This is a genomic window from Lentzea californiensis, from assembly GCF_024648825.1.
Classification (GTDB): Bacteria; Actinomycetota; Actinomycetes; order Mycobacteriales; family Pseudonocardiaceae; genus Lentzea; species Lentzea californiensis.
This window is the reverse complement of the sequence record NZ_JANBBE010000024.1, coordinates 1-12541: the sequence shown is the minus strand read 5'-3', so window position 1 is coordinate 12541 and position 12541 is coordinate 1. Positions and strand designations below refer to the sequence as shown.

The 12541-nt window shown below is 66.0% G+C and carries 13 protein-coding genes, 2 tRNA genes, 1 other RNA gene and 1 pseudogene; 11 read left to right on the top strand and 6 right to left on the bottom strand.

From position 1 onward, the window contains the following. Window positions 1-17: 17 nt before the first annotated feature. Window positions 18-91 (top strand) — tRNA-Met (locus LX88_RS42630). Window positions 92-425: 334 nt separating this feature from the next. Then, window positions 426-499, top strand: a tRNA-Met gene (locus LX88_RS42625). A gap of 79 nt (window positions 500-578) precedes the next feature. Here the strand turns inward: LX88_RS42625 and LX88_RS42620 are convergent. Continuing rightward, entirely contained in the window at window positions 579-788 is a 210-nt protein-coding gene (locus tag LX88_RS42620; protein ID WP_258953430.1) for a hypothetical protein, read from the bottom strand. Between the two features lie 385 nt (window positions 789-1173). On the opposite strand from LX88_RS42620, the gene LX88_RS42615 reads away from it, so the two are divergent. From LX88_RS42615 to LX88_RS42590, 6 genes are all read left to right on the top strand, one after another. Next, window positions 1174-1674, top strand: coding sequence for a PadR family transcriptional regulator (locus LX88_RS42615; RefSeq protein ID WP_030470382.1), 501 nt, complete (start codon window positions 1174-1176; stop codon window positions 1672-1674). A gap of 71 nt (window positions 1675-1745) precedes the next feature. After that, on the top strand, window positions 1746-2849 hold the full coding sequence (gene prfB / locus LX88_RS42610) for a peptide chain release factor 2 (RefSeq protein ID WP_258953429.1): 1104 nt from the start codon (window positions 1746-1748) through the stop codon (window positions 2847-2849). Between the two features lie 173 nt (window positions 2850-3022). Further along, complete coding sequence (gene ftsE, locus LX88_RS42605) at window positions 3023-3712, top strand: cell division ATP-binding protein FtsE (RefSeq protein WP_030470385.1); 690 nt, start codon at window positions 3023-3025, stop codon at window positions 3710-3712. A 40-nt stretch (window positions 3713-3752) separates the two neighbouring features. Continuing rightward, complete coding sequence (gene ftsX / locus LX88_RS42600) at window positions 3753-4655, top strand: permease-like cell division protein FtsX (protein ID WP_030481520.1); 903 nt, start codon at window positions 3753-3755, stop codon at window positions 4653-4655. Between the two features lie 30 nt (window positions 4656-4685). Beyond that, window positions 4686-5162, top strand: a complete 477-nt coding sequence (gene smpB / locus LX88_RS42595) for an SsrA-binding protein SmpB (protein WP_090068110.1) — start codon at window positions 4686-4688, stop codon at window positions 5160-5162. Next, a complete protein-coding gene (locus LX88_RS42590; protein WP_258953428.1) occupies window positions 5162-5989 on the top strand; it encodes an amidohydrolase family protein in 828 nt (275 codons plus the stop codon). Before smpB ends, LX88_RS42590 begins: the two co-directional genes overlap by 1 nt. On the opposite strand, the gene LX88_RS42585 is transcribed toward LX88_RS42590, so the two are convergent. Continuing rightward, window positions 5974-6615 carry a response regulator transcription factor gene (locus LX88_RS42585; protein WP_258953427.1) on the bottom strand — a complete coding sequence of 214 codons (642 nt, stop codon included), beginning with the start codon at window positions 6613-6615 and terminating at the stop codon, window positions 5974-5976. The genes LX88_RS42590 and LX88_RS42585 overlap by 16 nt on opposite strands. Further along, entirely contained in the window at window positions 6603-7841 is a 1239-nt protein-coding gene (locus LX88_RS42580) for a sensor histidine kinase (RefSeq protein WP_372511542.1), read from the bottom strand. The genes LX88_RS42585 and LX88_RS42580 overlap by 13 nt, the downstream gene beginning before the upstream one ends. A gap of 121 nt (window positions 7842-7962) precedes the next feature. Here LX88_RS42580 and ssrA point away from each other — a divergent pair. After that, window positions 7963-8340, top strand: a transfer-messenger RNA (tmRNA) gene (gene ssrA, locus LX88_RS42575). Between the two features lie 583 nt (window positions 8341-8923). Here ssrA and LX88_RS42570 read toward each other — a convergent pair. From LX88_RS42570 to LX88_RS42560, 3 genes and pseudogenes are all read right to left on the bottom strand, one after another. Continuing rightward, window positions 8924-9892 (bottom strand): annotated as a pseudogene (locus LX88_RS42570) (recombinase family protein); the annotation flags it as partial. A 225-nt stretch (window positions 9893-10117) separates the two neighbouring features. Next, a complete protein-coding gene (locus tag LX88_RS42565) occupies window positions 10118-10366 on the bottom strand; it encodes a hypothetical protein (RefSeq protein ID WP_258953425.1) in 249 nt (82 codons plus the stop codon). 585 nt (window positions 10367-10951) lie between these two features. After that, window positions 10952-11131, bottom strand: coding sequence for a hypothetical protein (locus tag LX88_RS42560; RefSeq protein ID WP_258953424.1), 180 nt, complete (start codon window positions 11129-11131; stop codon window positions 10952-10954). Window positions 11132-11264: 133 nt separating this feature from the next. Here LX88_RS42560 and LX88_RS42555 point away from each other — a divergent pair, with 133 nt between their 5' ends. Both LX88_RS42555 and LX88_RS42550 read left to right on the top strand, forming a co-directional pair. Further along, window positions 11265-11588: a transposase gene (locus LX88_RS42555; RefSeq protein ID WP_258948733.1), complete on the top strand. Its 324-nt coding sequence runs from the start codon at window positions 11265-11267 to the stop codon at window positions 11586-11588. Continuing rightward, window positions 11588-12502 carry an IS3 family transposase gene (locus LX88_RS42550; protein WP_258948734.1) on the top strand — a complete coding sequence of 305 codons (915 nt, stop codon included), beginning with the start codon at window positions 11588-11590 and terminating at the stop codon, window positions 12500-12502. Before LX88_RS42555 ends, LX88_RS42550 begins: the two co-directional genes overlap by 1 nt. The last annotated feature ends 39 nt before the right edge of the window (window positions 12503-12541 follow it).

Sequence of the window (12541 nt, the reverse complement as noted above, 5' to 3'; positions counted from 1 at the left end):
AGAGTTCCAATTACCGACGCGGGGTGGAGCAGCTCGGTAGCTCGCTGGGCTCATAACCCAGAGGTCGCAGGTTCAAATCCTGTCCCCGCTACAAAGTAGAGAAAGCCCTGTTCGCGGAAACGCGGACAGGGCTTTTTCGCATTTGCGGTAGAGGCGGAGTCCTCGAACCCATCCCACTGCCAAGCCCTGGCTTTGCTTTGGGGGTCGGCTTCGGTGGCTGACTCTGTTGTATCGGCGCCTTGCTCCGTACCGGGGTGCGGGTCTGCTTGGGTGGGGTTCGCGTGCTGGCTGGGGCGGTGGGGCTTTTAGGGCCTTGACCTGCGGGGATGCTGCTTAAGGGGGGTGGGTGAAAATGGGTTTTTGGAGGGTGTAGAGTTCTCCTTACAACAGCAAGACAGCAACACCGCAAGACAAGCTAGAAGCGGCGCGGGGTGGAGCAGCTCGGTAGCTCGCTGGGCTCATAACCCAGAGGTCGCAGGTTCAAATCCTGTCCCCGCTACTAGGATAGACAGAAGGCCGGAGTCCAATGGACTCCGGCCTTCTGCGTTGTCTGGCCGAGGTGACTCGGCCAGGATCTTTCAGGTCATGTTCTCCGCCCAGTACTGGGCGCACAGCATGCTGGAGCAGATGCGGCCCTGGCCGTTGACGGTGCGGTGCTTGCGGATCTGTTTGCCGCACACCATGCACTCGTCCTTGCCGGCCTGCTCCGGGATGCCTCCCGTCACCCACGCCCTCGTGTGCGCCGCCACCTTCTTGTGGTCCAGCCACTTCAAGCTCAGGTTCTTCATGGTCCCCGACCTCCGTGTTCAACCGCGCCTGCCTGGCAGTGATCATTTTCCCCCAATGCCGGGCAGGGGAAAGAGGTCTGCGCGGACATCACCAGGTCGTGCGACGACGGCCCCCGACCGTCCATTCGGGTGGCTCCGGCCGGTGAGAGTCGTACCGCCGATCGAGTGAGAGCGGGGACTTTCGGTTCTGCGAAAGGACTTTTCCATCCGGGATGGACACAGACGGTCAAGAGGCCAAACGCGTGAGGCTCGGAAACTGCCGCTTACTCAGCGAGACTTTTCGTTGCTCCGCATGGCCCATCAGACTAGCCCGGTGATCAGCCACTGTGGACAGAACGGCTGACCATTGTGGACAGCTTCCCCCAGACGTGGGAACGTTGTCGTTGTGTCAGACCTGAATGCGACCGCAGCCGCCCTGCTCGGGCTGCTGCACGACGGACCCAAGACCGGTGGCCAGTTGGTGGCGGAGGCAGGAGACCGCTTCGGCGCGTTCTTCAGCGTGACCCGCTCCCAGGTGTACCGCGAGCTGCCCGCGCTGGCTGACCAAGGCCTGCTGCGCCTCGGCAAGCAGGGACCGCGGTCCAGCCAGCAGTACGTGCTGACGGCCGCGGGCAAGAAGGCCTTCAAGAACTGGCTGCTGTCCGAGCCTGGCCCGGACCACCTGCGCAGCCCGCTCATCCTCCGCCTGGTGCACGCCGGCTCGCTGACCGCGAAGCAGCGCGAGTCCCTGATCACGACCGCACGCTCTACGTACGGTCAGGAACAGGAGAGCGCGAAGAGCGCTGCCAAGACGGCGGAGGACCCCTACGCAAAGGCGGTGGCGGAGTTCGGTCTCGCACACGCGAAGGCCGTTCTCAAGCTGCTCGACGCGATTCCGACCGCGTAGAAACCGCTTCGAAGAGAGCGCCAGCACGCACCGGTCGCGACTGACGGCCGGTGCTGGCGTAATCTTTTTGCGTGAACCCGGACGTCGAAGCAGACATCAAGGACCTCTCCGCCACCCTTTCGAGCATCGAGGCGGTGCTGGACCTCGATGCGCTGCGCGCCGCTGTCGCGGACCTGGAGGCGCAGGCGACCCGCCCTGACCTCTGGGACGACCAGGAGAAGGCGCAGAAGGTCACCAGCGCGCTCTCCCACAAGCAGGGCGAGCTGCGCCGCGTCACCGGCCTGCGCTCGCGCCTCGACGACCTGCCACTGCTCTACGAGCTCGCCGAAGAGGCAGAGGACGCGGACGCGGCGGCCGACGCGGACACCGACCGCGCCAAGCTCCGCGAGGAGATCGCGAGCCTCGAGGTGCGCACGCTGCTGTCCGGCGAGTACGACGAGCGCAACGCGCTGATCACCATCCGCGCCGAGGCCGGTGGCGTCGACGCCGCGGACTTCGCCGAGATGCTGCTCCGCATGTACTCGCGCTGGGCCGAGCGCCACAACTACGGCGTCGACGTGTTCGACACCTCCTACGCGGAAGAGGCGGGCATCAAGTCCGCGACGTTCCGCATCAGCGCCCCCTATGCCTACGGCACGCTGAGCGTCGAGCAGGGCACGCACCGTCTCGTGCGCATTTCGCCGTTCGACAACCAGGGCCGCCGCCAGACGTCCTTCGCCGGCGTCGAGGTCGTGCCCGTCGTCGAGCAGACGGACCACGTCGAGATCGACGAGAAGGAACTGCGCGTCGACGTCTACCGCTCGTCCGGCCCCGGCGGTCAGGGCGTCAACACGACGGACTCGGCGGTGCGCCTCACGCACATCCCGACCGGCATCGTGGTGTCCTGCCAGAACGAGCGCTCGCAGCTGCAGAACAAGGCCACGGCCATGAACGTCCTGCAGGCGAAACTGCTCGAACGCCGCCGGCAGGAGGAGCAGGCCAAGATGGACGCGCTGAAGGACTCCGGCTCCAGCTGGGGCAACCAGATGCGCTCCTACGTGCTGCACCCGTACCAGATGGTCAAGGACCTGCGGAACAACCACGAGGTCGGCAACCCGTCGGCGGTGCTGGACGGGGAGATCGACGACTTCCTCGAGGCCGGCATCCGGTGGCGCAAGCAGTCCCAGCAGTCCTAGTCCTGATCTGAACCGAAGAGCACGTTCAGCCCCGAACGAGGGTCGGACGTGCTCTTTTCGTGGACGGGTAGTGCCTGGTCGGATACGCCGCGTCGAGGTTCCGGCCGCCCTTCCGGGGCTGGAAGTTAACCGGAACGGGGGCTTTACCCCGGCCATGAGTAGACTCGCGCCTCGTGATTCGTCTCGAACACGTTTCCAAGGTCTACAAGACCTCCACGCGTCCTGCGCTCGACGACGTGTCCGTCGAGATGGAGAAGGGCGAGTTCGTCTTCCTGATCGGGCCCTCCGGGTCCGGCAAGTCGACGTTCCTGCGCCTGCTGCTGCGCGAAGAGGTGCCGACCAGGGGACGCGTCTACGTCTCCAACTTCGACGTCGCCAAGATGTCGCGGCGCAGGGTTCCCCGCCTGCGGCAGTCGATCGGCTGCGTGTTCCAGGACTTCCGTCTTCTGCCCACGAAGACGGTGGCGGAGAACGTCGCCTTCGCGCTCGAGGTCATCGGCAAGCCCCGCAACACCATCGTCAAGGTGGTGCCGGAGGTGCTGCAGCTGGTGGGTCTCGACGGCAAGGAGGACAGGTTCCCGACCGAGCTGTCCGGTGGTGAGCAGCAGCGCGTCGCGATCGCCCGTGCGTTCGTGAACCGCCCGCTGGTGCTGATCGCCGACGAGCCGACCGGAAACCTGGACCCCGACACGAGCCAGGACATCATGTTGCTGCTGGAGCGGATCAACCGCACCGGCACGACCGTCATCATGGCCACCCACGACCACGGCATCGTCGACTCGATGCGCCGCCGAGTGGTGGAGCTGTCGTACGGCAAGGTCGTCCGTGATGACGCGCGCGGCGTTTACGGCGTTGGCCGCTAAGCGTCCCTAAGCCCCCGAACCCCAAGGAACCCCGCCCCCGATGCGTACCAGCTTCGTGTTCAGCGAGGTCATCACCGGACTTCGCCGGAACGTCACGATGACGATCGCGATGATCCTCACGACCGCCATCTCGCTCGGGCTGCTCGGCGGTGGCCTGCTCGTCGTCCGCATGGTCGACAAGATGCAGGCCAACTACGCGGGCAAGCTCGAGGTCTCCGTGCTGCTGACGAACGATGTCAGCGCCAACGACAAGGACTGCACCCAGCAGCCGTGCGCGGGCCTGCGTTCCAACCTGGAGGCGACCTCCGGCGTCGAGTCCGTGGTCTACCAGAACCGGGACGAGGGTTTCGAGCGCTTCAAGCGCATCTTCGAGGCCCAGCCGGAACTGCTCAAGCTCGCGCGTCCCGAAGCCATCCCGGCCACGTTCCGCGTGAAGCTCGAGGACCCGGAGCGCACCGACGTCATCAAGCAGGCCTTCGAGGGCAAGCCCGGTGTGAAGGGCGTCGACGACCAGGGCAAGTTCCTGGAGCGGTTCTTCGAGGGCCTCAACGGCATGCGCGACGTCGCCCTGATCCTCGCGCTCATCCAGGCGTTCGCCGCGCTGCTGCTGATCTCGAACACCATCCAGGTGTCGGCGTTCACCCGCCGAGTCGAGGTCGGCATCATGCGCCTGGTGGGCGCGACGCGGTGGTACACGCAGTTGCCGTTCCTCATCGAGGCGGTCGTCGCGGGCATCATCGGCTCGGTCACCGCGGTCGGCGGCCTGGTGCTGTTCAAGGCGTTCTTCCTCGACCGGATCACCAGGAACCTCACCGAGTCGGGCATCATCCCGCCGATCGGCTACCTGGACATCCTGATCGTGTCGCCCTGGCTGTTCCTCGTCGCGATAGTCATCTCGGCGACCACCGGCTACGTGACACTCCGCCTCTACGTGCGGCTTTAAGGATTTTGCCGAGCATTTAGACTGGTCGTCATGGTCAAGGAACGCGGGCAGAAGGTCATCGCGTCGAACCGCAAGGCTCGGCACGACTGGTCCATTCTGGACACCTTCGAGGCGGGCATTCAGCTCGTCGGCACCGAGGTGAAGAGCCTGCGCATGGGACGGGCGTCCCTGGTGGACGCCTTCGCCCAGGTCGACGACGGCGAGATCTGGCTGCACGCGCTGCACATCCCGGAGTACGTCGCGGGCACCTGGACGAACCACGAGGTCCGGCGCAAGCGCAAGCTCCTGCTGCACAAGGCGGAGATCGAGCGGCTGATCGGCAAGACCAAGGAGTCCGGTCTGTCGCTCGTGCCGCTGCAGATGTACTTCAAGGACGGCTACGTCAAGGTCGAGCTCGCGCTGGCGAAGGGCAAGAAGTCCTACGACAAGCGGCAGGACCTGGCGAAGCGCGACGCGAACCGCGAGATCGCCAAGGCCCACGGCAGGGCCCTGAAGGGTCGCTACTGATGGCACTGGTGGACGTCCACGTCCACTTCATGCCGCAGAACGTCCTGGACAAGGTCTGGGCGTACTTCGACCGCGTGCGCGAGTCCGGGGTCGACTGGATCATCTGGTACCGCACTGACGAGAACGCCCGGCTCACCGCATTGCGGGAGCTGGGCGTCGTCGCGTTCGCACCCCTGCTCTACCCGCACAAGCCAGGCATGGCGCCGTGGCTGAACGAGTGGGTGGCCGACTTCGCGGCACGGGTCCCCGAGGCGGTGCCGACGGGCACGTTCTACGCGGAGCCGGGCGCCGAGGCGTACGTGCGCAACGCCCTGGAGGCCGGTGCGCGCTGTTTCAAGTCGCACGTCCAGGTCGGTGGCTACGACCCGCGTGACGCACTGCTGGACGGCGTCTGGGGCCAGCTGGCGGAGGCCGGCGTGCCGGTGGTCGTGCACTGCGGCGACGGGCCGATGCCGGGAGAGTTCACCGGGCTCGGAGTGTTCGAAGAGGTCCTGAAGCAGCACCCGCGGCTGACCGCGGTGATCGCACACGCCGGTATGCCGGACTACTCGGACGCGCTGGACCTGGTGGAGCGCTACCGCAACGTGCACGTCGACACCACGATGGTGGGCGTCCCGTTCACCGAGCAGATGGTGCCGTTGCCCGCGGACTGGCGGGCGCGCGTCGCAGGGCTGGCGGACCGGGTGGTGCTGGGCACCGACTTCCCGAACATCCCGTACCCGTACGAGGTGCAGCTCGACGCCATCAGGGCGTGGGGCCTGGACGCCGCCACCGAGCAGGCGGTCCTGCACGACAACGGCGCCCGTCTGCTTCAGCTGTCGAGATAGGCGAGCACGGCGCGCACGCGGCGGTGCTCGGAGTTCGACGGCTCCAGGCCGAGCTTGGCGAAGATGTTGCCGACGTGCTTCTCGACGGCGCCGTCGGACACGACGAGCGTGCCGGCGATGGCCGTGTTGGACAGTCCCTGGGCCATCAGGCCCAGGACCTCGCGTTCGCGGGGCGTCAGCTTGTCGACCGGGCTCTTCTTGCTGCGCACCATGAGCTGCGTGATCACCTCGTGGTCGATGCTCGTGCCGCCGTCGGCGACCCTGCGCACCGCGTCGACGAACTCCTTCACGTCCGCCACCCGTTCCTTCAGCAGATATCCGACACCGCTCGCACCGCCCGCGAGGAGTTCCACGGCGTAGCGCTCCTCGACGTACTGCGACAGCACCAGCACCGGCAGCCCGGGATAGCGGCGGCGGCACTCGATGGCGGCCCGCAGCCCCTCGTCGGTGAACGACGGCGGCATCCGCACGTCCACCACGCACAGGTCGGGCCTGTACTCGGTCACGGCGTCGAGCAGGTCGTCACCGTTCTCCACCGCCGCGACGGTCTCGATGCCCTCGTCGGCGAGCAGGCGCTGAACGCCCACCCTCAGCAGCACCGAGTCCTCGGCGATCACCACGCGCACGGCAACTCCGCTCGAATAACGGTCGGCCCACCAGCGGGGCTGACGACGACAACCACACCGTCGATCGTGGCGGCCCGGTCCGCGAGCCCGGCGAGTCCGCCGCCCGGCCGCAGTTCCGCGCCACCCTGACCGTTGTCGGTGACCTCGACCAGCACTCCCGTGTCCACCCTGTTGACCCGCACGGTCGCCTTGGTGCCGTTGGAGTGCTTGGTGATGTTCGTGAGCGCCTCGCCGACGGTGAAGTACGCGGCGCTCTCCACCGACGTCGGCGGCCGCGGCTCCACGTCGACCTGCAGGTCGACCTCGATCGGCACACGGGCGGCGAGCGCGGACAGCGCGGCGTCGAGCCCCCGGTCACCCAGGACGGACGGGTAGATGCCCCGCGCCAGGTCCCGCAGTTCCTTGATGGCGAGCTTCGCGTCCGCGTGCGCCTCCGCGATGAGCTCGGCCGCGGCCTCCGGGTCCGTGCCCATCTTGGACTTCGCCCGCCCCAGCCCCATTGCCACGGCCACGAGCCGCTGCTGCGCGCCGTCGTGCAGGTCGCGTTCGATGCGCCGCCGCTCCGCCTCGGCCGCCTCCACACCGCGGGCACGGCTGGACGACAGCCGCTCCGCCTCGATCGCCAGCGCGTCCGCACGGGTCGGTCCGAGCATGCCGCGCGCGAACTTGCCGTGCACCGACCCGAGCCACCGGGTACCGAGCGCCGCGAACGGGATCAACGCCAGCCCGATCAGCGAGACCGGCAACGCCGACGCGAACGAGTCGATGGTCCAGAAGTCGCCCACGATCACCGCGAACGGCGCGGTGCCGATCCAGAACGGCACCGCGATGAACGCCGCCGCCACCGACCACATGACGACGACGGACACGAACTCCAAGATGCCGACCGGCAACAGCAACAGCAGGTAACCGAAATCGCGCCACGTCGCCGGATCCGTGAACTGGGCCTTGAACCGCTGCCACAACGTGCCGGTCGGTGGCTCGCGGTAAGGCCTGGGGATGTCCGTGCGCAACGCCGCCCTGACCCACGCCCGCTCCATCGTCGCGCCACCTCGCACGACCGCCATCGCCGACCACAGGATCGGCAGACCCACCCAGAGGATCGAGGTGGCGAACCCGACGACGGTGAGCACGACGGAGAGGGTGAACCAGAAGATGCCGGTCACCAGGTTGGTCAGCAGGTAGAACCCGGCTGCGAGCGCGTTCGGTTTCCTCATGACGTCCATGGTGTCGTTCTCGCTGGTCAGAGACCATCTGGCCAGCCATCCGGTCAGAGGTGGGGACAGCCCTACCTGCCTCGGGAAGAACTCGGTGGCCCCAGTCGTTATGCTATGCGTACCACTACGAGGGGGTGAACGGTTTCGACTGTGGACGTTGATTCAGGGGAAGCGTGTCGGTGCAGGCGAGAGACCACCGTTAAGCGTCATCGCAAACCAATAAGCGCCACGTCTAACGACAAGCGCACCGCGTACGCTCTCGCTGCCTGACAGCGGAGCTAGCGGTTGTCGGCCTAGGAGTGCCTTCGGCCTAGTTCCCGGCATCAGCTAGAGGGCTTACCAGCAGTCTCGGTCGCGGAGACTGCCCGGGAAACTCACAGCGACTGGGCCCGTCACACCTGCTTGTTCGCGTGACAGGTGGGGCCAAGCAGAGACACAGCGGACTGCGCACGGAGAAGCCCTGATGAACCGGCACAGGACCCGGGTTCGATTCCCGGCACCTCCACCAAGTTAGTCATTGTGCGAAGCACTCCGTTCGGGGTCGTATCCGCTGGTAGAGCGGGTGCGACCCCGTCGTTGTCGATGCGGGGTTGCGGGATGCGGAAGACCGGAACGAGCCGGTCAGGCCCGGTGACGGTCACGCTGGCGACCAGGGCTTCGACGAGTGCCTTGGCCTGATTATGGGTACCGCTCGTGATGATCTCGGCGATGTGGTCGGCCACTGCCGAGAGGGTGGCGGGCTCGGGCGCTGCGGGCTGGTCATCGAGAGCGAGACCGAGTTCGTCGCGGCGGATGCGGAGTTGTTTGGTCTTGACGCGGAGCCCTGTGAGCCGGTCAACGACGAGTTCCTCGTCCATGGTGCCGCGCTCGAACGCGGCGAGGTAGCGGTCGATGGACTGCCCGGTCTTGGCGATCTCGCTGTCGACGGCGGCCAGTTCGGCGTGTCGGTCGGCGTTCGCTGCCTGGTGCTGCTTCTGCTGGTGGGCGATGGTGTCGGCGATGAGGTCATGACGGTCGCGGTAGAAGCTGGTCATCGCGTCCAGGATGGCCGTGTCGACAGCGTCGGCGTTGAGCCGACGGAAGTCGCATTTGCTGGCGTCGTAGCGCGCGAGGTTCCAGCAGGTGTAGTAGCGGTAGGTCTTGTTGCGGCCGGTGGCGCGGGTGCCGATCATGGCTTTGCCGCATTGAGGGCAGCGGAGGCGGCCGGTGAGGATGTAGTCGGAGCCTGATGCGGCACGGTGGGCGTGGGATTCGCCGCGGGCGGCGAGGATGGCCTGGGCTTGCTCCCACACCGTCAGGTCGATGACTGGTGCGTGGGTATCGATCACGGTGGCCTCCCGGAAGGTCAGCTCTCCCAGATAGACGCGGTTGTTCAGAGCGCGGATGACTTGGTAGCCGGACCACTTGCCGCCCGAACTGGTGCGGTGGCCCCGGTCGTTGAGCACTGTGGCGATGGCGCGGGAGCCGAGGCGGTCGGTGGTGTAGAGGTCGAAGATCAGCCGCACGATCACGGCCTCGTGCTCGTCGACGACGAGGGTGTGGGTGGCCTTGTCGACCTGGTAACCGAAGGGGCGCCGGCCGCCCTTCCACTTTCCTTTGGCGTGTTTGCGTTCCATGCCGGCGATGACGCGATCGATGATGGTGTCGCGTTCGAACTGGGCGAACATGCCGAGCATCTGCACGAGCATGCGACCCATTGGGGTGGAGGTGTCGAACGGTTCGGTGGCGCTGCGGAACACCACCCGAGCAGAATCGAGTTCGTCGAGCAGCATGACCATGTCGCGCAGGTTGCGCGAGAAGCGGTCCACCCGGTAGACGAGCAGCACGTCGATCAGACCGGAACGGGCGGCCGTGAGCGCGCGTTGGAGCCCAGGTCGTTCGGTGGTGGCGCCGGAGGCATCGTCGGGGAACCGTGTGACCAGGCGCCAGCCCGGCTGCGAGTCGATGTAGGCCTGTAGGCGCGTGTCCTGGGCTTCGATTGAGTAGGGCTGGTGCTCGTCGTCGGTGGAGCGCCGCACGTAGATCCCCACCCGTACGTCGTCGCCGAGTGTTGTCGTCATCGCGGCTTTCCTGCTGCGCCGCACGGCCGATGATCGCGCCATGACTCGTCCTCTCTTTCGTCATTTCCGCACGCATACCTGCAGCAGTCCTTTTTGGCACTACTGCAGGTATGCGCAGTCGCTGGATCAATACGTCAGGCGACCTAAAGCCGCAGCCCATAGGCCTTGCTGCTTGTTTCTATTGTTGCTCTTCGCATGCCGGAGGGGAAGCCGAACACCACTGTTCTACGCGGACTCTTCGCGGGTTTCTTTCGCGTTTTCTTGGTTGATGCGCCATCTGGTGATGAGCGCGGCCAGTGTGGTGACGGCGAGGTCGTACTGCTGGGCGGTCATTGGTTCCGTGTCGATCCGCTCCACGCGCCAGGTGTTCTGTGTGGATGATCGTGTGCGGCGAACCGGTGGTGTCGTGGCGTCATCACCCTTGATGCGCGCTTCGCGGGGATGGCCTTCGTGGTCAGGTGTCTGTTGGGGCATGGTGCACCTCAATGCCAACGACCCCCGCCTCGGGCGGAAGGTCGCGAGCGGCTGTCGTGCGGTCATGGAAAACCGTCGATCAGCAGGATCCGCCAGCCCTCTGGTCACCAGCACCCAGACTCCCCTACGACGGCGGGGCGGTGGTTGAGTGGTGGCCGCGCCATGACGCGCGATTCAAAGGCCGGTCGGTCAGGACTGCTTCGCCCTGTGCCGCTTCGACTCCCCGACTGCCGTAGCACCTGTCGGGGCCAGCGATCACATGTCGACTGGACCCTCTCCACTGTCCACTTGAGACACCTCCGAGACTTCTGTCGAGACCGCGAGACCGGAGCGAGACTCCGTGTCTCGCCAGGTTTTGCCAGTCTCGCTTACGGTCTTGGTATCTCGTTGTGGTCTCGCCAGGTACGAGCCACGGTGAACAGCTCGACGATACTGCGGGCCCAGATTTTGTCTGTGGTGCAAGGGCGACGGGCCGAGGCCAGGCAACTGCGCTTGGCCATCGTCGTTGTCGTGGGTCACACCATCGGCGGTCACCTCCACCATCGCTCAGTGTGCGCATGCGAAGCGTTTACGGCTGCTGGAAGTTCACACAGTGAAGCGCGGCCGTCGCGGCCGCTGGCCATCGAGCAGACCTCGAGTTGTCGGCGTGCGGTACACGTCGTCGGGATCGTCGTAGAGCACGACGCGGTCAAGGCCGGTGCCGTCGTCCGGATAAGCCGCTGGCATGGCAGGTTCGGGCTGCGGTGCGTCGATGCGGCGCAGCATGTCCCGATCGTTCGGATCGAATGCCGCTTCACTGAGTGGCCGTTCTGTGTTCGAGGCGCGGTGTTCTGAGGTTCACCCCGAGCAGTGGACACCGAGTTAGCAGGACCTAGGGTTCTGCTGAAAGGATGTCCTCATGCCTCCTCGTAAACGCCGTTCGTACACGGCCGAGTACAAGGTCGAGGCTGCGCATCGTGTGATCGATTCCGGTCGGACGATCTCTGAGGTTGCCCGCGAGCTGGGGATCGACGCGGGAATGTTGAGCGTCTGGGTCAAGGACGAGCGGCGCCGGATCGCCGCGGCCGAGGCTCACGGGGACACGCCCCTGGAGGCGGCTGAGCTGGCCGAGCTGCAGCGGTTGCGTCGACAGGTCGCCGAGCTCGAGAAGGACAACGCGTTCCTGGTAAAAGCCTCGGCGTACTTTGCCGCGATGCAGAAGAACCGGCCCGGTTCGCTCTGATGGCCAAGTACGCCGGCCCCGACACCATCGCCGGCGTCGCCGACCTGGCCGCGCCTGAGGGCGAACGCTTCGCGATCCGACGCATGGCGCGGCTGCTGGCGGTGTCCGCCTCTGGCTACTACGCCTACGTGAAACGTTGTGCCGCAACGGTGTTGACACCTCGTCAGCAGCGCCGCGCAGACCTGGAGGTGAAGATCACCCAGGCGCACAAGGACTCTGACGGCACCTACGGATCGCCACGGATCACCGCGGAACTGCGGGATCAGGGCGAGGTGATCAGCGCCAAAACCGTTGCCAAGGTCATGGCCGAGATCGGGATCGAGGGCATCAGCCCACGCACGTTCAAGGTCAGAACGACGGTCTCCGACCTGGCGGCATCGTTCCCGCCGGATCTCGTCGACCGCGAGTTCGACCAAGGCCGCCTGGACGCCGTGTGGCTCACCGACATCACGTACTTGTCTTGCGGTGAGGGCGAGATGTTCCTGTGCGCGATCCGGGACGGGCACTCCCGCACAGTGCTCGGCTACAGCGTCGCCGACCACATTAGCGCCGAGATGGTCACCACCGCCATCGAGGCGGCCGTGGCCGCCCGCGGCGGTGAATGTCGTGGCACAGTCCTACATTCCGACCGCGGCGGCGAATACACGGCACACCTGACCGCACAGGCCTGCTTCCGGCACGGGCTGCGCCGATCGATGGGCGCCACCGGGATTTGCTGGGACAACAGCCCAGCCGAGTCGTTCTGGTCGACGTTCAAACACGAGCACTACTACCGGCACGTCTACGCCACGAAGATGGAACTCGTTGCCGCAGTTGACAAGTGGATCCGTTTCTATAACAGTACGCGGCGGCACTCCAAGCTCGGGATGCGCAGTCCCAGCGACTACGAGAAGTCACTCCGAGCGGCTGCCTGAATCTCTTAAGCCCCTGTCCACCGTTCGGGGTGAACCTCA

What these genes read in the sequence shown, in the direction of transcription:
- LX88_RS42590 (WP_258953428.1), top strand. Translation starts at nt 5,162, where the DNA reads ATGGCACTGGTGGACGTCCACGTCCACTTCATGCCGCAGAACGTCCTG.
- ftsX (WP_030481520.1), top strand. Translation starts at nt 3,753, where the DNA reads ATGCGTACCAGCTTCGTGTTCAGCGAGGTCATCACCGGACTTCGCCGG.
- LX88_RS42550 (WP_258948734.1), top strand. Translation starts at nt 11,588, where the DNA reads ATGGCCAAGTACGCCGGCCCCGACACCATCGCCGGCGTCGCCGACCTG.
- smpB (WP_090068110.1), top strand. Translation starts at nt 4,686, where the DNA reads ATGGTCAAGGAACGCGGGCAGAAGGTCATCGCGTCGAACCGCAAGGCT.
- LX88_RS42560 (WP_258953424.1), bottom strand. Translation starts at nt 11,131, where the DNA reads ATGCTGCGCCGCATCGACGCACCGCAGCCCGAACCTGCCATGCCAGCG.
- LX88_RS42555 (WP_258948733.1), top strand. Translation starts at nt 11,265, where the DNA reads ATGCCTCCTCGTAAACGCCGTTCGTACACGGCCGAGTACAAGGTCGAG.
- LX88_RS42580 (WP_372511542.1), bottom strand. Translation starts at nt 7,841, where the DNA reads ATGGACGTCATGAGGAAACCGAACGCGCTCGCAGCCGGGTTCTACCTG.
- LX88_RS42620 (WP_258953430.1), bottom strand. Translation starts at nt 788, where the DNA reads ATGAAGAACCTGAGCTTGAAGTGGCTGGACCACAAGAAGGTGGCGGCG.
- LX88_RS42565 (WP_258953425.1), bottom strand. Translation starts at nt 10,366, where the DNA reads ATGCCCCAACAGACACCTGACCACGAAGGCCATCCCCGCGAAGCGCGC.